Annotated in this window: 16 protein-coding genes; 13 read left to right on the top strand and 3 right to left on the bottom strand. The window is 67.9% G+C overall.

The genetic code is table 11. The features are described 5' to 3' along the window. The first annotated feature begins 371 nt into the window (after positions 1-371). From mgtE to Poly30_RS07075, 9 genes are all read left to right on the top strand, one after another. Positions 372-1724, top strand: coding sequence for a magnesium transporter (gene mgtE, locus Poly30_RS07115; protein ID WP_145195709.1), 1353 nt, complete (start codon positions 372-374; stop codon positions 1722-1724). A gap of 83 nt (positions 1725-1807) precedes the next feature. Then, on the top strand, positions 1808-2842 hold the full coding sequence (locus tag Poly30_RS07110) for a 3-oxoacyl-[acyl-carrier-protein] synthase III C-terminal domain-containing protein (RefSeq protein ID WP_145195707.1): 1035 nt from the start codon (positions 1808-1810) through the stop codon (positions 2840-2842). Between the two features lies 1 nt (position 2843). Beyond that, positions 2844-3869, top strand: coding sequence for an NAD-dependent epimerase/dehydratase family protein (locus tag Poly30_RS07105; protein ID WP_145195705.1), 1026 nt, complete (start codon positions 2844-2846; stop codon positions 3867-3869). An 8-nt stretch (positions 3870-3877) separates the two neighbouring features. After that, positions 3878-4732: an MBL fold metallo-hydrolase gene (locus Poly30_RS07100; protein ID WP_145195703.1), complete on the top strand. Its 855-nt coding sequence runs from the start codon at positions 3878-3880 to the stop codon at positions 4730-4732. Beyond that, the gene (locus Poly30_RS07095; RefSeq protein ID WP_145195701.1) at positions 4729-5706 is read left to right on the top strand and encodes an NAD-dependent epimerase/dehydratase family protein; all 978 of its coding nucleotides are present in this window, start codon (positions 4729-4731) and stop codon (positions 5704-5706) included. The genes Poly30_RS07100 and Poly30_RS07095 overlap by 4 nt, the downstream gene beginning before the upstream one ends. Beyond that, complete coding sequence (locus tag Poly30_RS07090; protein WP_145195698.1) at positions 5703-6917, top strand: glycosyltransferase; 1215 nt, start codon at positions 5703-5705, stop codon at positions 6915-6917. The genes Poly30_RS07095 and Poly30_RS07090 overlap by 4 nt, the downstream gene beginning before the upstream one ends. Then, a complete protein-coding gene (locus Poly30_RS07085; RefSeq protein ID WP_145195696.1) occupies positions 6914-7546 on the top strand; it encodes a hypothetical protein in 633 nt (210 codons plus the stop codon). The genes Poly30_RS07090 and Poly30_RS07085 overlap by 4 nt, the downstream gene beginning before the upstream one ends. Then, positions 7543-8844 carry a glycosyltransferase gene (locus tag Poly30_RS07080; protein ID WP_145195694.1) on the top strand — a complete coding sequence of 434 codons (1302 nt, stop codon included), beginning with the start codon at positions 7543-7545 and terminating at the stop codon, positions 8842-8844. Before Poly30_RS07085 ends, Poly30_RS07080 begins: the two co-directional genes overlap by 4 nt. A gap of 166 nt (positions 8845-9010) precedes the next feature. After that, positions 9011-9811, top strand: coding sequence for a hypothetical protein (locus Poly30_RS07075; protein WP_419191070.1), 801 nt, complete (start codon positions 9011-9013; stop codon positions 9809-9811). A 7-nt stretch (positions 9812-9818) separates the two neighbouring features. On the opposite strand, the gene Poly30_RS07070 is transcribed toward Poly30_RS07075, so the two are convergent. From Poly30_RS07070 to Poly30_RS07060, 3 genes are all read right to left on the bottom strand, one after another. Beyond that, positions 9819-11165: an EAL domain-containing protein gene (locus Poly30_RS07070; RefSeq protein WP_145195690.1), complete on the bottom strand. Its 1347-nt coding sequence runs from the start codon at positions 11163-11165 to the stop codon at positions 9819-9821. Between the two features lie 120 nt (positions 11166-11285). Further along, on the bottom strand, positions 11286-13025 hold the full coding sequence (locus Poly30_RS07065; RefSeq protein ID WP_145195688.1) for a long-chain-fatty-acid--CoA ligase: 1740 nt from the start codon (positions 13023-13025) through the stop codon (positions 11286-11288). Between the two features lie 184 nt (positions 13026-13209). Next, positions 13210-15369, bottom strand: coding sequence for a M12 family metallo-peptidase (locus Poly30_RS07060; RefSeq protein ID WP_145195686.1), 2160 nt, complete (start codon positions 15367-15369; stop codon positions 13210-13212). A gap of 194 nt (positions 15370-15563) precedes the next feature. On the opposite strand from Poly30_RS07060, the gene Poly30_RS07055 reads away from it, so the two are divergent. The 4 genes from Poly30_RS07055 to Poly30_RS07040 all read left to right on the top strand — a co-directional run bounded on the left by Poly30_RS07055 (position 15564) and on the right by Poly30_RS07040 (position 21310). After that, on the top strand, positions 15564-16904 hold the full coding sequence (locus Poly30_RS07055; protein ID WP_145195684.1) for a 1-acyl-sn-glycerol-3-phosphate acyltransferase: 1341 nt from the start codon (positions 15564-15566) through the stop codon (positions 16902-16904). 154 nt (positions 16905-17058) lie between these two features. After that, on the top strand, positions 17059-18489 hold the full coding sequence (locus Poly30_RS07050) for a hypothetical protein (protein ID WP_145195682.1): 1431 nt from the start codon (positions 17059-17061) through the stop codon (positions 18487-18489). Beyond that, on the top strand, positions 18486-19937 hold the full coding sequence (locus Poly30_RS07045) for an oxidoreductase (protein ID WP_145195680.1): 1452 nt from the start codon (positions 18486-18488) through the stop codon (positions 19935-19937). Before Poly30_RS07050 ends, Poly30_RS07045 begins: the two co-directional genes overlap by 4 nt. Beyond that, on the top strand, positions 19934-21310 hold the full coding sequence (locus Poly30_RS07040) for a divalent metal cation transporter (RefSeq protein WP_145195678.1): 1377 nt from the start codon (positions 19934-19936) through the stop codon (positions 21308-21310). The genes Poly30_RS07045 and Poly30_RS07040 overlap by 4 nt, the downstream gene beginning before the upstream one ends. The last annotated feature ends 5 nt before the right edge of the window (positions 21311-21315 follow it).

The raw sequence follows: 21315 nt of genomic DNA, 5'->3' as shown, positions 1-21315 counted from the left end.
GAACCTTCCTCTCTCGCCTCCCCGTCACAAGGCGTGGGCCAGGGCCGAGCCCGCACCCTGACAACTCCCCATCCCTCCCAAGGCCGCCGCGCCTCCCAAGCTCCCGCTTCTCCCGCTTCCTTGGTTGTATTGGTCTCAGCCCAGCACCCCGGCACCCCAGCACCCCAGCACCCCGGCACCACGGCACCACGGCACCCCAGCCACCCGGCACACTGCCCCCCAAAAAATCCCCCGGCCCCTGCCTGCCTTGACGACAAGGCCTCCGCAAAAGCCGCTGGCTGCGAGATCTCGCCGCGCGGCTGATCCCGACCGGACGGGTTCGGACGATTATCCAGAGTGACCCCCAGCGACTCCGCTAGAGTGCTGCGCCTATGGCCGAGGAAACCTGGCGCGAACTGTCCGACGTGATCGAGTCGGCGGAGCGAGACGTCCTGGAGCAATTCCTGGACGACCTCACGCCGGACGCTCGTACCCTCGCCGTCAGTCGACTTTCGGACGCCACTCGCGAGCGGCTCCTGGAGACGGTCGATCCCGAAGATGCCGCCGAGATCCTGGAGGGACTCCCCGAGTCCCAGGTCACGGACGCCTTCGAGAACATGTCGGCCGAGCTGGCCGCGCGGATCGTCGAGGAGATGCCGAGCCACCACGCGGCGGACGTCGTGGGCGAGCTGTCCGACGAGGCGGCCGAGGCCATCTTCAGCGAGATGTCGCCGGCGGACGCCATCGACATCCGCGCGCTGAGTCGCTACGAGGACGACGAGGGCGGCGGCCTCATGGTCTCCGAGAAGCTGTCGTACGACAGCACCACCGCGGTCGGCGACGTGGTGGCCGACCTCCAGGGCAACGCCGATCGTTACGAGGACTTCGACGTCCAGTACGTCTACGTGACCGACAGCGCCGGGCGACTCGAGGGCGTGCTCTACCTTCGCTCGCTGCTCTTGACCCCGCCATGGAAGCCGATCTCGGAGATCATGCTCCCCGAGCCGCGCTACGCCACCGACAAGTCGACCGTCGAGGAGCTCCACGCGCTCTTCGACACGATCTCCTTCAACGCCGTTCCCGTGGTGGACGAGCATCGTCATCTGCTCGGCGTGCTCCGGCGCAGCGCCGTCGAGGAGCGCATGGCCGAGCGCAGCGACCGCGACTACCGCCTGACCCAGGGTATCGTCGGCGGCGAGGAACTCCGGACGATGCCCCTCATGCTGCGTGCGCGCCGCCGCCTCTCCTGGCTGAGCGTCAACGTCGTGCTCAACGTGATCGCGGCCAGCGTCATCGCGGCCAACGAGGAGACCCTGAGCCAGGTCATCGCGCTCGCCGTCTTCCTCCCGATTCTCTCGGACATGAGCGGCTGCTCCGGCAACCAGGCCGTCGCGGTCACGATGCGCGAGCTTTCCCTCGGCGTCGTCAGGCCCAACGAGATCCTGCGTACTGCGCTCAAGGAGATCTCTGTCGGCGCCATCAACGGGCTCTGCCTCGGCATCCTCGTGGGCTGCGCGGCTTGGGCCTACTCCGGGACCCCCTGGCTCGGCGTGGTGATCGGCGTTGCGCTCATGCTGAACACGATGCTCGCTGTCATCATCGGCGGCTGCGTGCCGCTGGGTCTCAAGCGCTTCGGCGTGGACCCCGCGCTGGCGTCCGGGCCGCTGCTGACGACCGTCACGGACATGTGCGGTTTCTTCCTCGTGCTCACGTTCGCGGGAGCCGTGATCGACAAGCTCGTCTGATCGATTCGATCAGCCGGAACGCAGGGGCATCGGGCCCCGGGCCAGATTACTCTCTTCCACGGGGCGATTCCCCCGACGCACCCATGGAAGAACGCATCGTGAACTCCCCCATCCGCCCGGTGCGGATCGCTGGCATCGGCCGGTACCTCCCGGAGACCGTCGTCACGAACGGTGAACTGGAGGAGCGCTTCGGCGTGCCGACCGGGTGGATCGAGGAGAAAACGGGCGTCATCGAGCGACGGCGCGCCGACGTGGCGGGGGGCGAGACGGCCAGCATCATGGGTGCCGCCGCCCTCGCCGAGGCGCTCGGCGACGGCCCCCTGGAGCTGGACCTCATCCTCAACGCTTCGGGCACACCCGAACAGGCCATCCCCGACGGCGGCCCCCTGATCCAGCGCGCCCTCGGCCTCCATCGTTCGGGCATCCCCTGCTTCACGGTTCACGCGACCTGCCTGAGCTTCCTCGCGGCCCTCGACGTCGCGGCCTCGATGCTGACCGTCGGCACGCACCGGCGGATCGCGATCGTCAGCACGGAGATCGGGTCGACGGGCGTCAGCGGCGTCGATCCGAAGTCCGAATCGCTTTGGGGCGACGCTGCGGCGGCCGTCGTGCTGGAGCGCACCAACCCCGAGCAGGGAAGTGCTCTGGAGCGCGTTCTCTTCCGCACGTGGAGCGAGGGCGCCGACCTCACGTCCATACGCGGCGGGGGCACCAAACTCCATCCATCGCGCCCCGGCGCGGTTCCCGAGGACCTGCACTTCCAGATGAACGGCCCCGCCGTCCTCCAGATGTGCCTGCGCCGGGCAGGCCGCTTCTTCGCCGAGCTGCACCCCTCTCTTCGGACCGGAGGCATGGACGGCAGCGGCCCGTCCGAGCGAATCGACGTCGCGATCACCCATCAGCCCAGCAAGGCCGGACTCGAAGGCATGGAGCGCTTCGGCGTCCTACGCGAACGGACGGTGGTCACCCTGGATCGACTCGGCAACTGCGTCGCCGCGTCGATCCCCTGCACGCTCTATGAGGCGATCCAGACCGGTCGTCTACAGCGCGGCCAGCGAGCGCTCCTCTTCGGGACGGGCGCCGGCCTTTCGATGGCCGGCGCTCTCCTGACCTACTGACATGTCATCAGGACTCCACGGCACCCGCATCCTCGTCACCGGCGCCACGGGCTTCCTGGGCGGAGCGGTCGCGCGGAGCCTCCGGGCGCAGGGCGCCGCGGTCCTCGGCCAGGGTCGGAACCCGGAAGCTACGGCTGCCATGGAAGAGGCCGGCCTCACGATGCAGCGGATGGCGCTCGAGGACCGAGCCGCCGTGTTTGCGTGCTTCGACGCGTTTCGACCCGACCACGTCGTTCATTGCGCGGCCAAATCGGCGCCCTTCGGCCGCGCCGTCGACTTCGTGCGCGCGAACGTCGATGGGACGCGACACCTCCTCGGGGCGAGCCGCGCGTCGGGCGTGGTGCGATTCGTCCATGTCTCCAGCCCGAGCATCTACTGCGCCGGCCGACCGCTCCAAGAGGTGAGCGAGGACACGCCGCTTCCGAAGCGCGCGATCAACGCCTACGCGGAGACGAAGCGCGCGGCGGAGCAGCTCGTCCTGGAAGCCCATCGCGCGGGGGTTTCATGCGTGATTCTTCGGCCGCGCGCGATCTACGGACCCGGCGACAACGCGCTCTTCCCGAGGCTGCTGATGGCGCTGAAGGACGGCAAGCTTCCGATCATCGGCGACGGCGCGAACAGGATCGATCTGACGTACGTCGACGACGCTGTCGCGAGCGTGCGGCTCGCTCTCCGCGCGGACGAGCGCTGCCTCGGTCAGGCCTACAACATCACGAGCGGCGAGGCGGTGCGCCTCTGGGACCTCATCGGAACGCTGGCCGACCGCCTCGGGCTCGAGCGGCCCACTCGCAGAATCTCCCGGCGAACGGCCCACGTGGCGGCCGCCGTTCTGGAGTCCTCCCATCGTCTGTTGCGGCGGCCCGGGGAGCCGCGCCTGACGCGCCATTCGGTCGATTCCCTCAGCCTCGACGCGACGCTCGACATCTCCGCCGCGCGGCGGGACCTCGGGTACGAGCCCCGCGTCTCGGTCGAGGAAGGCGTCGCGCGCTTCCTCGCCAGCCTCGAACGCCAGCCAGCTGCCCCGTGAGCCAGCCCATGAACCAGTGCAAGCTCACGATGCTGGACACCGGCTACTGCGTGCACCCCGAGCACGTGGTGCTGCGCAACCGCGTCCTCCGCCCCATGCGCTTCCCCGCGATGTTCGCGGTGATCGAGCACCCCGAACGCGGGCCCATTCTTTTCGACACCGGCTACGCGCAGCCCTACCTCGACGCCGTGCGCTCGACCTGGACGGGCCGGATCTACGACCGCGTCACTCCGGTCACGACCTCCAGCGACCAGTTCGCCGCCGCGCGCTGCCGCGCCCTCGGCATCGATCCGAACGACGTTTCGCTCGTCATCGCCAGCCACTTCCACGCCGACCACGTCGCGGGCCTCGTCGATTTCCCGAAGGCCGAGATCCTCTTCCTCAAGTCCGCGTGGGAGAGCGTTGCGCGACTGCGCGGAGCGCGCGCGCTCCTCAAGGGTTTCCTCCCCTCGCTGATTCCAACGGACTTCGAGGCGCGCGCCCGCGCCATCGAGGGCACCGAGTGGGCGCCGCTCGGATCGGACCTCGGGCCCTTCCAGCGCGGCGTCGACCTGCTCGGCGATGGTTCGCTCATCGCGGTCGCGCTCCCCGGTCACGCGGCGGGCCAGCTCGGGCTCTTCGTCCGGCGGCGCGAACTGCCCGACGCGTTTCTCGTGGCCGACGCCTGCTGGACGACGCGCAGCTTCGAGGAGCACATCATGCCGAGCCGGATCACGCGGCTGCTCTTCGATGACATGGACGCGTACCGCTACTCGCTCGGGCTGATCGGCGCGTTCCACAAGCTGCACCCCGAGGTCGAGATCATCCCGTCCCACTGCAGCGAGGCCCACGGACGGCTCGTGCTGGCAACGGAAACGCCATGAACGGCAGGCGCCTCCTCATCACCGGCTGCGACGGCTTCATTGGCCAGCACGTCGCGCGAGAGGCCCGCGCGCAGGGCTGGACCACGATCGGCGTCAGCCGTGCCGCGACGCCGCTGGCAGAGGTCGACGAGCGGATCGAACTCAACCTCCTCGCGCCAGACGCCGAGGATCGCCTCGTCCGCGCCATGGGAGGAGCCGAAGCCGTGGTTCACGCCGCGGCTCGCGTCCAGCTCTTCGGGCGCGCGGCGCCGGTGATCGCCGACAATGTGGCATCGACGCGGAGCGTCCTCGGGGCGGCGGCTCGCGCTGGTGCGCCGCGCGTCGTCTTCCTCTCCAGCGCGTGCGTTCTCTTCGAGCCCTTCGATCAACCGGGACTGCGCGAGGACGCGGCCCTGCCCGCGCGCTGCATGAACGGCTACGCGGAGTCCAAGAAGCGCTGCGAAGGCCTGGTCGCCGAGTACCCCGGCTCATGGGCCATCCTCCGACCGCAGGCCGTGATCGGGCCGGGTGATCGAACCTTGCTGCCGCCCGTTCTCGCCGCGGCGCGCAGCGGGCGCTGGCGCTGGATCGGTCGTCGCGATGCGGCCTCCACCGACCTGCTCTCCGTCGGGAACCTCGTCGAGTACTCCGTGCGCGCCGCCGGACTCCCGGAAGCGACGGGAGTGTTTCACCTGAGCGACGGTGAGGTCGTACCGATCGAGACGCTCTTTCGACAGGTCTTCGAAGCGCTGTCGATCCGCGTCGCCGAGAAGCGAGTCTCGAGCCGATCCGCCCGAGCGCTCGCGCTCGCCGTGGAGACGCCCATGCGCTGGCTCGCACCGGCGATCGCGCCTCCGCTCACGGCGTTCGGCGTCGAGGTGCTCACCCGCACTCGCACGCTGGACCGTACGCGGACGCTCCGCTACCTTGGCCCTCCCTCGCGAACTCTTCGGGAAGGCCTGGACCGCGCACTCGAGACCTTCGCCTCCGGATGATGAACTGGCCCACTTTCACTCCTATCGAATGGACCAGCGCGGGCGCCATGGCCGCCTACCTGGGGCTTCTGTCGTGGAAGGCGCGCGCAGCCTTCGCCTACTTGCGAGAGGAGCGTGAGGGGCTCGGCGGTGAGAAATCCAGGGACGAACTGACCGTACTTCAGCCGATCGTCTCGGGCGATCCGACGCTAGAGACCTGCCTGCGCGCGAGCGCCGAGCTCGCGCAGCCCGGAACGCAGTTCGTGTGGCTCCTGGATCAGGGCGACAGCGAAGCCCGGAGGATCGCGGACGATCTCGACCGACCCGGCATCACGATTCAAGAGGTGCCCGCTGCCCCGCCCGGCGTGAATCCGAAGGTGGACAAGCTCTCGCGGGCGCTCGAGGGCGTGACCACCGAGTTCATCGCCGTCCTCGACGACGACACGACCGTGGGAAGGCGGCATCTCGATCGCGCTCTCCAGATACTCGGTTCGCATCAGGGCGCCGGCGGCCTCTACACGGGTCTGCCGACGTACCGCGCCGTTCCCGGCAATTCCGCGGCCAATCTGATGGTGGCCTTCGTGAACTCGAGCAGCGCGCTGACGTACCTGCCACCGGCCCACGCAGGCCCGCCGGTCACCCTCAACGGCATGTTCTACGTGACCCGCGCAGCGGACCTGCGCGAGGTCGGAGGCTTCGCCACGATCGCGGATCAGCTCTGCGACGACCTCGCCCTGGCGCGCCTCTATCGAAGCGCCGGCAGGCCGATTCACCAGGGTGGGATGGCCCAGCTGCTCCTGACCGGGCCCTTCGGTCTCGGCGCCTACTTCCAGCGCATGCATCGATGGTTCGTCTTCGCGCTCGTCCTGATGCGTGGGCTGGAGCCGCCCCAGAGGCTCCGGCTCGCCTGGACGCTCGGTGCGCCGCCGATCCTGCTCTGGTGGTCACTGGCTGGCGTGTTCATCGACCGACGTCTGACGATCCCTTTCGCCGCGCTGCTCGTGGCCAGGCTTTGGACGCTCGCGGCCCTCCTCGAGGCGACTCGAGAGGCGCACGGCACGGAAGCCGCTCGCTGCACGGACGGAGCCGAGATCTTCCCCATCTCCTCGATCGTGTCGGAGCTTCTCCAGCCACTTCACTTCGTGCACGCGCTCATCGTCCCGAGGATCCGCTGGCGTTCCCATCGTATGCGCGTTCAAAAGGACGGCGGCTTCGAGAGCCTCCCACGATGAGCAGGTCGAATGACCGGGCGAGCCGGGAGTGGGCGCTCGCCTGGACCCCCGTCAAGATCGGCTGGCTCTCGGGCGTGAGTCGACCCAGGACGAACGTGCTCTCGGCGGACCAGCTCGCGCTCGTCCAATCGCTGCCGGGCGCCGCAGACTGGAAGCTACGCACGAACTTCCCCTACGGCTTGCACCCCTCCACGAAGCCCGAGTTCCGCAGGACGCCGCTGCTACTCGCGAGCGCGGTGAATCTCGGCCGATTCGCGGCCGCGTCCCAGCCGCTCCCCAGGCGATCGACGCGGGCGGCATGGCGGGCGCTGCGCGCTTCGTGCGAGAGGCTCCTGCTGGTGACGAACAGCTGCGGGTCGCAGATCGTCGCCTCTCTGGAAGGGCGCGACCCCTCCAGTGCGCCGCTACACCTCTTCTCGCTCGGACCGGTCGATTGGGGCTGCGCCCGCCTCGATCAGGTTCGTGTGCGAGGATCGCTGGATCGTATCCGAACACCGAGGAGATCGAGCTCGGACGTGATCGTCGACGGGGTGGGTCACATGGACTATGCACGGTCGACGGAGGTCCGGGCGCTCGCCATTCAGTGGGTCCGTAGCACGCTCGAAAGAGCCGAGGTCCCCGTCCCATGAGCGCCGACCGCAGTTCACTGCGCATCGACTGGGTGAGCCCACCGTTCGCCGGTCATCTCTTCCCGATACTCACGGTGGCCCAGGGTCTTTGGCAACGCGGGTTCCACGGGCAGCGCATTCTCAGCACCCCGTCGGCGTGCAGCGCGGCCGCGGAGTGCGGGCTTCCGTTCGTGCCCCTGCTCGCAGGGAAGGAGTCGCACATCCTCGGGATCGCCAACACCGAGACACGAGTCGGCGCGAGCCCGCGGCGACTGCTGAGGCAGTTCAAGGACACGCTGGGCGTCCTCGGCGTGCTCGGCGAAGAGCTCGAACGCGAATGGTCGTCGGATCCGCCTCGCGTGGTGATCGCCGATCGGGTGCTGCCGACGGCGGGTTTCGCAGCGCGCGCTGCGGGGGCTGCCTGGTGGACGTCGATGACCTCCGTGTGCCCCACCGAGACGCGCACGGGCGTTCCCGCCTACCTCGGCGGCCTCGATCAGGGTTCGGGCCCCTGGCGGCGCATCCGCAACGGCGCAGGGCGGGCCGCGACGCGCACGTTCAAGCGCTCGGCCGCATGGCTCGCCCGACGCGAACTCCGTGCGATCGGGCTGGAACGGATCTATCGGTCCGACGGCACGGAGGCGTTCTACTCGGAGGAAAAGATCCTCGCGTTCGGGCTGCCGGAGTTCGAGTTCGAGCGCCGCGACTGGCCGCCCGCGCTGGAGTTCGTGGGCCCCGCCCTCGGAAGCCCGATCGATCGAGGACGAGCGCCAGGGGACGTCCCGCCCGTGGACCCGGGAACGCCCCACGTCCTCGTGACGATCGGCACCCACCTGCTCTGGGCCAAGGAGCGGGCGGCCTCCGCCGCGCTGGAGCTGAGTCGCCGACTGCCCGGCTGGGTCGTCCACTTCTCCCGTGGCGACGCGCGGCCCGGAGCGCAGTCCGCCGGGGTCCGCCAGACGGGACCGAGGTGCTTCGAGATCCCCTACGTTCCCTACGACGCGGCGCTGGCCCGGTACGCCGCCATCGTTCATCACGGAGGGAGCGGGATCAGCTACGCGGCGCTGGCCTCGGGCGTCCCGGCGCTCGTCTGGCCGCACGACTACGACCAATTCGACCACGCGGCACAGATCGTCCACCACGGTTTCGGTCTACGGACGAACGGAGAACCTGCACAGATGGCCCACGATCTGCTCCGACTGCACGGGGAGCCCGAATTCCGGGGAAGAGTCGTTTGGATGGCTGGCCAGATCGCCGCATCCGACCCCGTCGAAGCGAGCGCAGCCGCACTGGACAGGCTATCGAGCCCACCCGAATGAATGGTTTGGAAGGATTTCGGACGCGCTGTGCTGGAACCGGCCCTCGCGGTGAGAGCCTCGACGTGACAGAATAAAGGAGGCCCGCCGCTTGGTCCGCCGGAGCCAGGTCCCCCCTGCACGATCCACAGCCCCCATGAAAGGCGTCCCTGCGCCTGAGCTGAAACCCATGAATGTCGTATCGCCTGGCTCGTTCGTCGCCCGCTCTCTACCGGTGGCCGTTCTCTTCGCCTTCACCTCCTGCGCGATGATCCAGAAGGACATCCAGTTCGAAGAGGACTTCACGGGCAAGAACACCCTCGGAGTCTCGACCGGGTGGGCCTTCGTCGAGGCGGACGTGGACCTGAGCGACGGAACGGGCCCCCTGGCCAACCCGATCCTCGGCGGCACGGACGTAGGTAGCTCGACGACCACGCTCGACCCGGTCTTCGGCATCGGCATCAAGTACTTCCACTACATCACGAACAACTGGGTCCTTGGCGCCATCTACGAGCACCGGATCTTCGACCCCCAGTCCACGCGTCCGCTCAGCGCCGACGTCGACATCGACAGCTTCGGCACCAACCACTTCATCATCGATGGTCGGTATCAGTTCGACCCGGTCGACCGCGCGAAGCGCCTGCGCCCCTTCGTCGGCCTCCAGCTGGGCTACGTCCCCGGCATCAGCGCCGACGGCAAGGTGAGCTACGCGCCGGTGAGTGCCCTCGGGCTCCCTGCGACGTCGGAGAAGATCAACCTCGAAGGCGACGGGTTCTTCACGCTCGGCTTCATCGCGGGCGCGTCCTATCTCGTCCGCGAGAACATGACCTTCGACGTGGGCGCGTTCTACGAGTACGCGCTCAGCCCGACCTCGGACACGCTCGTGCTCGATCCCTACGACGTTCCGCCGCTCGACCAGCCGTCCACCTACAAGGGGGAGCTGCTGGAGTCCGGCCTCTACCTGACCGCCGGCTTCTCCTGGATCTTCTGATTCCGACCTACTTCGGGAGGCGGGCGATGAAGTCGCTCGCCTCCAGCGCCGGGCTGAAGAGGAACCCCTGAACGGCGCCGCAGCCGAAGGAGCGCAACCTTTCGAACTGCGGCCACGACTCGACGCCTACCGCGACGGTCTCGATGCCCACGGATCGGGCGAGGCTCATGACGCCTTGGATGAGCGCCGATGCGGTTTCATCCGACTCCATGTCCCGGGTGAAGGCCCGATGGACCTTGACCACGTCGACCGGGAGTCGTCGCAGGTCCGCGAGAGTTGTCCCCTCCTTGCCGAAGTCGTCCAGCGCGACGCTGACTCCGATCTCGCGGAGTGCGCCGAGGCGCTCCTCGGCGGCGTCCAGATTCGAGAGCACGTCCGCCTCCGTGACCTCGACGCGAAGCAGGCCCGGATCGAGATCGTGCGTCGCGAGGAGCCGCCCGATGGTCTCCACGAATCCGTCGGCGAGCAGATCGGCACCTCGTACGTTGATGGAGATCGGCACGGTCAGGCCGTGCTGATGAGCCATGGTCGCGATCGCAGGGATCGCGTTCTCGATCACCCAATGCTCCAGTCGCGCCAGGAGGCCGGTGCGTGTGGCGATGGGGAAGAACTCTGCGGGGCCGACCTCCCCGAGGTCTGCGCACTTGAAGCGCATGAGAGCCTCTGCTCCCACGAAACCCTGGGTCCCGGTGTCGATCTTCGGCTGGAACACGAGTCGTAGCCCGCGCTCGGCGTCGAGCGCCTCCGCGAGTCGACGCGCGACGACCTCCTCTCGACCCAGGCCTGCCTCATCACTCAGGGTCATCACCCTGGCACCGAGGTGGCTCTCATAGGCGCGAATCGCTGCGATCCGGGAGAGACGGACGGCGTCCTCCGCGGTCTGGCCCTGGGTGCCGATATCCGCGAGCCCGAAGCCGACGTGAACGCTCGTGGATGAGACCCCCACGCTGGCGACCGCGCGCTCGATGGTGGTCGCCACGGCAGCCCAGGACACGCCGTCAGGCAGGAGGAGCGTGAACTGCCCCTCCTCCAGCGCGATCCCGCCGAGCGGCGAATGAACTTCCTGGATGGCGCGGGCGATGGCATGACTGGCGACATCGTCCAGTCGACGAGAATCCGAGATGACGCGCAGCTCGATCGTGCAGACGGTGCCCGAGGGAGTCTCCTCATCCAGGTGGGCCGCCACGCTTTCCTGCCACGCCGCCAGCCCCAGCGCGCCGGGCACCTCCGCGGCTCCATCGTCCCCGGACACATCCTGGGCCCTGGACCAATCCACGCGCTCCAGACCCTCCATTCCCTCGAGTCCGTCGGTCGCCGTCGCGCTGGGCAGCGCGGGAAGTTCGTTGTCGCTCATAACCCCTAAGGTGGCGCCGCACCGGCACCGCTCTCCTGGGGAGGTGATCGGCGGATGGACGGGGCCTACGAAAGTGCAATGGGCAGGATTCGCAGACCCGATCCCGATACGGGCCGGGCTCTACGTAGCGCCCCCGGCGTTCTTGGCGATCTCACGATCGCGCAGCTCCCGGCGAAGGATCTTCATCACCGAGCTCTTGGGAAGCTCTTCGAGGAACTCGATCTGCCGCGGGATCTTGTACGCCGCGAGGTTCTCTCGCGCATACTTCTCGATCTCCTCGGGGGTCAGAGTCTGCCCTTCCTTCAGAACGATGAAAGACTTCACGGTCTCGCCGCGGCTCTCGTCCGGCACGCCGATCGTCGCCGCCTCCAGGATCGCTGGATGCGCCATGAGCACATCGTCCACCTCGTCCGGGAACACCTTGAGGCCGGAGCAGTTGATCATGTCCTTCTTGCGCCCGACGATCTTGAAGAAGCCGTCCTCATCCATGGACGCGAGGTCCCCGGTGTGCATCCAGCCGCCCTTGAGCACCTCGGCATTGATGTCATCGCACTTCCAGTAGCCGCGCATGACCTGTGGCCCCTGAACGAGGAGTTCGCCCTCTTCTCCGACCCCGAGTTCTTTGGTGTCGTCCTCGGCGTCCACGATCTTCGCAAGGGTGTTGGACATCGGGACACCGACCATTCCGATCTTGCGAAGCCCCTTGAGCGGGTTCACGTGGGTCACCGGCGAGGTTTCACTCATGCCGAAGCCCTCGATGATCGTGGACTTCGTGAGCTTCTCGAATTTCTCCTGGACGTCCCGTGGAATCGGCGCGCTGCCGGAGAAGCAGGACTTGACGCTGGTCATGTCGAGGGACTCGACGCCAGGGAAGTGATTGATCGCGTTGAAGAGCGCAGGCACGCCGGGGAAGAGCGTCACCTTGTGCTTGGTGATGGCCTTGACGAGCGCGGGAATATCCCGCGGGTTGGGCACGAGGACCATCTTGGATCCCGCCCAGATCGACCAGTTCATGCCGACGCTCAGGCCGAAGACGTGGAAGAGCGGTAGACAGATCAGGTTGACCTCGTGCCCCGGATCGACGTCCGGGAACCACGCATGGATTTGCTGCGCATTGCAGGAGAGATTGCGATGGGAGAGCACGGCTCCCTTCGAGAGCCCGGTCGTCCCTCCCGTGTACTGCAGCACCGCGATCTCATCCATGCCTCGGTCCATCGAGATCGGCGCGTTCGATGCTCCCTCGACGAGGGGCTTGAACTCGTGAACGCCGTCGCCGGTCTTCACCTTGGCGTAGCGCTTTGGCGACTGACGCGCGAGCTTGAAGGGCGCGAGCAGATTGAGCGGGAAGCGCAGGTAGTCAGGGATGTGTGCGACGATATAGGTCTTCGGACGCAGCTTCGAGCGGTTCGGCTCGATCGTCTCCTCCCAGATGAAGTCGGCGACGAAGGCGAAGTCGCACTCGGCGTCCGACCACTGGTGCTCGATCTCCCGCAGCGTGTAGAGCGGATTCGTCATCACGACCTCGGCCCCCGCCATGGCGGCGCCGTGGAACGCGATGACGGTCTGCGGAATGTTCGGTAGCTGGATCGCGACGCGAGAGCCCTCCTTCACCCCGAGCGACCGAAGCGCGTTGGCGCAGCGCTTGACCTTGTCGAAGAGCTCCGCATAGGTAAAGGTCGCGTTCAGGAACACGAGCGCCGGACGATCACCGAAGAGATCGACGGCCCGCGGCATGAAGCCGTGGAGCGGCACTTCCTCGAAGTCGATGGCGGCCGGAACTCCCTTGTCGTAGTGCTTGTGCCAGCGCTGCTCCTTGAAGTCGACGTTCTTCTGATCGTTCCCGTGGTCCGATTTGTCCATGGAGGAGGTGTGGCAATGGTTGGCCCGAGGCAGGAGACGCCAAGGAAGTGGAGGGGTCGGTATCGCTGACGAGTGGCTCTAACGTACCTGTTTCGCCTGGCGTGAACCAAGAAAAGGATCCGCGACCAAGGCTGGCCGCGGATCCTTCTCATCGGCTCGGAACGCCGAAAACTCGTCTACTGGCTCACTGGAACGTGATGCCGATTCCGTCCGTGAAGTTGGACGTCGGAATCCCGATCAGCGCGTCGCGGTGCCAGAACTGGAAGTACCAGGTGTCGCCCGATTGGACGGCGACCGTCGAGGTGGGCTGCGGCAGTCCGGTCAGGTCGATGGTGAGGCTCCTCGTGCCGTTCGCGGCCACGGGGCCCGCGAACTGGACGTAGCGTCCGAACGGAGGAAACAGGCACAGGTTGCCGCTGCTGCCGCCCGGATTGGCGACGAAGCCGGAGGCGTTGGACACGAGGAAGTAGCCGAGCGATCCCGGGGGAAGCTGGGTACCGGTGAGTGTGACGTCGTTGTCCGTCACCAGTGCCGATCCCTGCGCGACGATCCGGCCGGTCTGACCCGTGGAGTTGAAGACGCCGGGGCCGCAGTAGTTCACGCCCACCCCGGTGCCCTGCCCGGGATCGAGAACGAGGGTGTAGTCGCTGCACTCGCCGCCGCTGTTCGCGAAGACCTGAACCTCGAGGGTGTAGGTCGCCGGCCAGAAGCTGGAGTTCGTCCAGGAGACCGTCTCGTCGTCCGAGCTGGAGAAGCCCCGCGCGAGGTAGCTGTTGATGTCACCGCACGAGACGAGCGGGTCATAGAGATAGATGTCGATGTCGGCGGTTGCGTGGGCGAAGAGAGCGCTCGCCGTGAGCGTCGCGCCGCCCTGGACCGTGACGGAGTAGAAGTCAGGATCGAGCTTCGAAACGGTGAGGCCGGAGGTCGTCCCCCCCATCATCACCACGGCCGAGGAGCAGTCGTCGTTGTCCTCGAGCGCGTCCGTCCCGCAGCCGCCCTGGTAGACCGGGAGGCACGAGTTGGCGACGCCATCGCGGATCGTCTGCTGAACGGTCGGGTGGAAGAAGGTCGTGATGTTGGAGACGCCACCGGAGCAGAGGTGGCAGTAGCTCATGATCGTGCCCTGGTTCGTGCAGCTCTGCTGATTCTGGCACTGACCGAAGTAGCCGTTCGGCGCGCACTGGTCGAGCGGCGGGCAGTAGTCATGGGTGTGCGGGGCCGAGAAGTTGTGTCCCAGCTCGTGCGCGATCACCATGAAGTCCCAGTTGCCGCTGCCCTGGGTGACCGGGAAGTTCACCGAGGCGCCCAGGTTGCCGCTGACTCCGAAACCGAAGTCCTGGTTGCAGAGAACGTTCAGGTAAGCGACTCCGCCGCCGAGGTTGGCTCCGCTGACGAAGTGAGCGAGGTTGGCACCCGCGGGGATGTTGCCCTGCCAGGCGGCACGGAACTCGCCAAGCATCGCGCCGGAGTTACCGCCGTTGTCCGCGGTGACCCAGCCGTCGTTCGAGTTCGAGTGGTACATGAGGTACGGGAACGTCAGAACGACGTCGACCTCGGTCTCGTAGCGGTTGCTGATCGCGGCGAGAAGCATCCCGATGTAGTTCTGCTCGGCGGCGAGGTTGTTGAAGAGCTGGAAGAGCTGGTAGTCCGTTTCGACGGCCACCTTGCACTCACTCAGGACGCCTCGCGATCCGCGGGCGCCGCTACCGGGCGCCGCGCCGCTGACGGGAGCGAGAGGCGCCTGACCGGCGCTCGCCCAGAGTCCCTCGGAGACGCACTGGGGAAGCTCGTTGCTGTCGCGGAGTTCGGCCGAAACGGACTCGGCCCAGATCCGACACCCGGGCGCGCTCCAGTCGCCCGCGAGGCCGGCGTTCGCGCCGACGTGCCAGGTCTCACCGCCGGTCGCGATCCAGCCGTAGGTCCCGAGGCTGGAGAAGCCGATCGTGACCTCCGAGAACGGATCGCCGAGAACGGAGCCGGTCCAGAGCGTGAGGTCGCCCGAATCCCACAGGGCCTTTTCTCCGTTGACGTGCACACCGAGGCTGGCGAAGTCGAAGTCGACGCGCTGAAGGTCGAGGACGAGCGACTCGCCGCCGGGGATCGGAACCCCGGGCATCGAGAGCTCGCGGTACGCCATGAGGCTGGCGAAGTCCGAGGCGCGCGGGGCGAGTTCATAGGATCCGAGGGGACCGTCCGCCTCCATCAAGTCCATCGGAAAGGCGACCACGCCGCGGTCGTCCGCGGGGTTTCCGGCCTTGACCGAGCTGCCGACCTGCGGAGCTGCAGCAAGAAGCGGCGCGGCCAAGGTGACCGCGGTCGCGCAGAGAGAAAGAACCGTCATGTGGGGAGAGGGGTCGATGGGAGAGAGAGTCGAGGGGTCGAGGGACGCCGTGGAGCGACACTTGGAAGAGTGAGCGGCCACGCCAAAGGTTCCCCCATAGCCGCCGCCAGGGACGGGCCAGTGCCTCCGAAGCGCACTTCAGCCCGCGGAAGCGTCCCGGAACAGGTCTTCAGCGGGCATACTCCTCGACAGACATGGGAACAGAGACTGAAAACGCCGCCGCACAACAGGTCGAGCGCTGGCCGAGCCGGGACTCCATGCCCGGAGATCCAACCAAATCGGGCTCCGTGTACCGCGGTGTGGTCTGGTGGGGCGGACTGCTCGTGCGGACCTACCACCGCGTCGAGATCGCGGGCGAGGCGATCCCGGAGTCGAATCCGATCCTGCTGGTTCAGAATCACTCCAACGGGCTCTGCGATGCGCACATTCTGATGTGCACCACCGCCCGGCCGATCCGCATCCTCGTCAAGTACAAGCTCATCTCGGCGCCCGCCATCGGATGGATGCTCCGCCAGATGGAGGCAGTGCCCGTGTACCGCCAGAAGGACGGAGTCGACACTCGCCAGAACGCCAAGTCGTTCGAAGCGATCGACGAATCCCTGCGCTCCGGCTCGGTGATCGCGCTGTTCCCGGAGGGTGAAAGCCTGAACGCGATCGGGCTTCGCAGCCTGCGCACGGGCGTCGCTCGCATGGCCGCGAGCGCCGAGCTTTCCCGCGAGGGCGGCATCGGACTGCAGATCGTTCCGGTCGGAGTGACCTACGAGGAACGCGATCGACTGCGGGGACTCGCGAGCGCCCTCATCGGCCCCCCCATCGACGTCGCGCCGATCCTCGCCGAGCACGGGAACGAACCCTCCAGGGCCGCCACCCAGGCGATCCTCGGGCGAGTCGCCGAAGGCATGAAGGCCTTGATCCTCCACGCGGACACCCAGGAAGAGCACGACACGGCGGTGGCGCTCGAACGGCTCCTCCCGCGCTCCGGCGCGCCGCTCGCCATTCGTCGACAGCGCGCGCTCGCCGCGCTTCGGGCCGATGCATCGACCCGCTCCGCCGAGCGGCAAGAGGCGGTGCTCCAGCTCGGTAGGCGGTTTGCAGACGCGAGGCTCAGCGGCGACGACGTGCTCGCCGACGCGCCGTCCTTCGGGGCCACCTACGCGCCGCTCGCGGTCTGGCTACCCGTTCTCCTCTTCTGCCTTCCGTTCTGGCTGCCGCTGGCCTCTTTCGCGCACTTCATCTCGCGGTTTCCCAAGACGCCCGACAAGGTCGTGACGCTACGAGTGCTGTTCGGCTATCTCGGCCTCGTCCTGACGATCCCGCTCGTACTCGCCGTCGGTGCGTGGCTCGGCGGATGGGTCGGCGCAGCGATCGGACTTGCGCTGTACTGGCTGGCCGCCCAGCTCTTCGTACCGGCTCTCGACCAGTGGCTCGAGTCGCGCAAGAAGCGCGCGCGCCGCGTTCTAGATCGCAGCCGTGACGAGCTGGAGGGCCTGCGCAGCTCGCTGCGCTCGATTCGCGAAGCGTACGCGCCGCGCTGAATTCCCGGGGGTCTCCGCCGGCGCCCGCATGCCGCGCGAATCAGGCATGGCCTCCATCGTACGCCGTGTCGAGCGAAAACGAGCCTCACCCGGAAGGGCCACCAGAACGTAGACTGCTGCGCCCATTGTCGCGCTCCCGGCCAACGGTTCTGCCTTGCAAACTCGCCTCCTTCAGCTGCGCCTCTGCACACGCATGTGTGCCACGCGCCTGCCCTTCCGCTTCGGTATCTCCACGATGACCGAGGCGCCCATGCTGACGGCCGCGCTGGAGGTGGCCACCGAGTTCGGAACCGTGACGGGCTACTCGGCCGAGCTACTCGTTCCGAAGTGGTTCGCGAAGAACCCGACGACGGATGTGGCGGACGACAACCGTGACCTGATGCGCGCTGCCGTGCGCGCTCATCAGGTCATGCGCGACCACGAGTCGCCGGACGCCACGGCGTTCCAGCACTGGATGCGCGCGCAGATGCAGTGCGTCGAAGCGGCGGGCGAAGGAACGCCGAGACTGGTCGCCATGTTCGGCGTGGCGCTCGTGGAGCGCGCGATGATCGACGCGACTTGCCGCGCGGCGGGCAAGTCCTTCCACGGAGCGCTGACCGAGGACCTCTTCCGCGTTCGCTTCGGAGCCATCGAGAAGCGCCTCGCCGGCTGGAGTGCCGCAGACCTCGGTGAACCGACGGACAGCGTTCGCGTTCGTCATACCGTCGGGCTCGTCGATGCGCTCGAACCGATCGAGGTCCCGGCCGATGCGCACCGGGGCGACGACCATCCGCTGTCGCTCGTCGACGACATACGGGCCTACGGCCTCGACTGCTTCAAGCTCAAGGTTTCTGGCAACGAGGTCGCCGACCTCGCCCGCCTGGAGATGATCGCGAGCCTCACGCCGCCGGGCGCGTCGTTCACGATCGACGGCAACGAGCAGTACCCGGAGCCGGGCGCGCTCGCCGACGTGCTGGACGAGCTGGAGGAACGCGGCCACGCCGATGCGATCCTCGGCGGCCTGCTCGCGATCGAGCAGCCGGTCGCGCGGGCCCGGACCTTCGATCCGGAGGCGGCCGAGGGCATCGCCCGGCTTCGCTCCCGCGCACCCGTCATCATCGACGAGGCCGACGCCGACCTGGGCGCCTATCCGCGAGCGCGCGAACTCGGCTACGGCGGCGTCTCGATGAAGGCGTGCAAGGGCGTGTTCCGCGCGCTGCTCAACCGCGCGCGCATCGAAGCAGACGGCGAGGGACTTCAGTCCGCGGAAGACCTCACGAACCTGCCCGTCCTCCCGCTGCACCAGGACCTCGCGGTCGTGGCCTCGCTGGGGCTGCCCCACGTCGAGCGCAACGGTCACCACTACTTCCGCGGGCAGTCCCATCTTTCCGCGGTCGAACGAGAACACCTCGCCCAGCATCACGCATCGCTCTACCAGCGCACCGCGGACGGCGACCTGTGGCTCGATATCCAGGACGGACGACTTGACCTCCGCTCTCTACAACGGAGTTCCGAGACCGTGCGCGAAGGTGAAGGAAGGACCACCGCGGGCTTCGGCTACGACGGCCCCATCGATATGGAGAACGGCACCGCGCCGCAGCTATGAAGTTCAAACTCACCGGTTCGTACAGGACGGCCGACGCGCTGCGCGCGCGACTCGACGAGCTCGACCTCGACGTGGCCCTCGACGACGCGCTCGAAGGAGCGCGCGGGCCCCTGGGTCAGGACATCGAGTGGGCCACCGGTCGCTTCGCGAAGAACCGCTTTGCGATCCACCCGATGGAGGGCTGGGACGGAACGGCCGAGGGGACGCCGAGCGAGCTGACGCTACGGCGCTGGCGCCGCTTCGGGCTCAGCGGCGCAGCGCTCATCTGGGGCTGCGAGGCTTTCGCCGTGCAGGCGGACGGGCGCGCGAACAAGAACCAGCTCTATCTGTCCGACGAGGACACGGCGGCGCGCTCGCTCGAGGCGCTTCGCGCCGAGGTGCTCGCGGGTCGTGAGGAGATCGGAATGGCCGCGGACGCGGGGCCGATCGGACTGCAGCTGACGCACTCGGGCCGCTGGTCGCGCCCGCTCGGCCCGCCGGCGCCGAAGCCCGCGACGCGCGATGCGCTACTCGACGAGCGCGCTGGCGCCGACGTGGCGCTCCTCACCGATGACGAACTCCAGGCGATCCGCGACCGCTACGTCCTCGCCGCGAAGGTCGCGCAGCGCACGGGCTTCGATTTCGTCGACGTCAAGGCGTGCCACGGCTACCTGCTGCACGAGCTGCTCGGCGCCCATGGCCGCCCTGGTCCCTACGGCGGCGCGTCGTTCGAGAACCGCTCGCGCCTCTTCGTCGAGATCGTCGAGGCGATCCTCGCCGAGGTGCCCGGCATGGAGATCGGCGTGCGTGTTTCGCTGGCCGACGTGGTGCCGCACAGACCGTCCACGCACGACGATCGGCGCGGCGAGCCCGCGGCCGAGAGCTGGGAGCACGGCTTCGGCGTCGACCACCAGAACGCGCAGCGCTTCGCCATGGACGAGCCCTTCCAGTTCCTGGAGCTCGTCCGTTCGCTCGGCGTCCGTCTCGTCAACGTGACCCTCGGTTCCCCCTACTACAACCCCCATCTCCAGCGACCCGCTGCCTACCCGCCGAGCGACGGCTACCAGCCGTTCGCCGACCCGCTGGTGTTCGTCGCGGAGCATCTGAACGTCGTGCGGCAGGCGAAGATGAGGTTCCCGGACCTGCTCTTCGTGGGCACCGGCTACACGTACCTGATGGACTGGCTGCCCCACGTGGCCCAGGCCGAGGTACGAGCAGGCCACGTCGACTTCGTGGGACTCGGTCGCATGGTGCTCTCGTACCCCGACCTGCCCCGCGACGTGCTCGAGGGGCGCGAGTTCCAGCGCAAGCTCGTGTGCCGCACGTTCAGCGACTGCACGACCGCGCCGCGCAACGGCATGAAGAGCGGGTGCTACCCCCTCGATGCGCTGTACAAGGCGATGCCCGAGCGCGACAGGCTGGAGACGATCAAGAAGGAGTGGAAGTCCGCGTCGGGAGAGACCGCTTGAGCCCGACCCCGGATCGCGCGAGCGCGGGGCCTGCGGCCTCGGTCAGCGCAGCGGAAGCCGCGGCCCGCGTCGAAGCGGACGCGTTCCTCGACTCGCTGGAGGGAAAGTCGGGCGGAACGCGCTTCTTCGCGTACCTGCTGCGCGGCGGCCCCGGCTACCTGCAGAGCGCGATGACGCTGGGCGGGGGAACGGCGCTGTCGTCGATCTACGCCGGGCGGATGTTCGGCTACGACCTGCTCTGGGTCGCGCCGGTCGGGATGCTGATCGGCGTGCTCATGCTCGGGGTGCTGGGCTCTCTCACCCTCCGCGACGAGACGCGGCCCTACGAGGCGATGGCCGAGAATGCGGGTCGGCCGTTCGCCTGGGCCTGGGCGCTCGGCGCGCTCATCGCGTCGATCATCTGGCACTTCCCCCAGTACGCGCTGGCCGGTGCGGCGCTCTCGGATGCCGCCGAAGTCGTGGGTACGAAGGTCAACCCGGCCGTCGCCGCGTGGCCGGTGCTCGGCGTGGCGCTGGTGATGTCGCTGCTCTACGGGCGGTCGCCGCGCCTCGTGCGGATCTACGAGACCTGCGTCAAGTTCCTGGTGATCTCTGTCATCGTTTGCTTCGCACTCGTCGTGGGCGCGACGGCTGGCGAAACGAACTGGGGCGAGGTGCTCATGGGATTCGTGCCGAGTATCCCCGAAGCTCGCGGTGGCGTGGATCCCTGGACCATGGTCGCGAGCGGTATCGCTGCCGCCGTCGGGATCAACATGGTGTTCCTGTATCCGTACTCGCTGCGCGCACGGGGCTGGGGCGCGCGCAGCCAGGGCCTCGCGCGGTTCGACCTCATCGCGGGGATGCTCATCCCCTACACGCTCGCCACCGCGCTCGTCGTGATCGCGACGGCCAACACCATCCCCTGGGTCGAGGGCGCCGCGGTCCAGAAGATGAAGCCGCCCGAGGCGGCGCGCGCGTTCGGCGCGATCCTCGGCGAGACGAACGGACGCCTCGTGTTCGATCTCGGCCTGATCGGGATGGCGCTTTCCACGATCGCGCTGCACATGGTGTGCTCCGGCTTCGCCCTGGCCGAGATGCTCGGCAAGAAGCACGACAGCTGGACCTACCGGATCGGGACGTTCCTGCCGATCCCCGGCGTGCTCGGCCCGCTCGTCTGGAATGATTTGCTGTGGCTCGTCATCCCGACCAACATCGTCTGCGGCCTGTTCCTGCCCGTGACGTACCTCGGGTTCATCCTCTGGTCGCGCAGGGCGCGAACCCGGGAAAGAAGCCCGTCCGGCGCTTCACGACACCATCTCACGTTGCTGCTGATGGGAGCCTTCACGCTCTTCCTCACCGCGATGTTCGCCTCTACCCTGCTCCGCCTGCTCTAGCCAGC

The organism is Saltatorellus ferox, from assembly GCA_007751475.1.
Lineage (GTDB): Bacteria > Planctomycetota > UBA1135 > UBA1135.
This window is presented reverse-complemented; position numbering and strand designations above follow the sequence as displayed.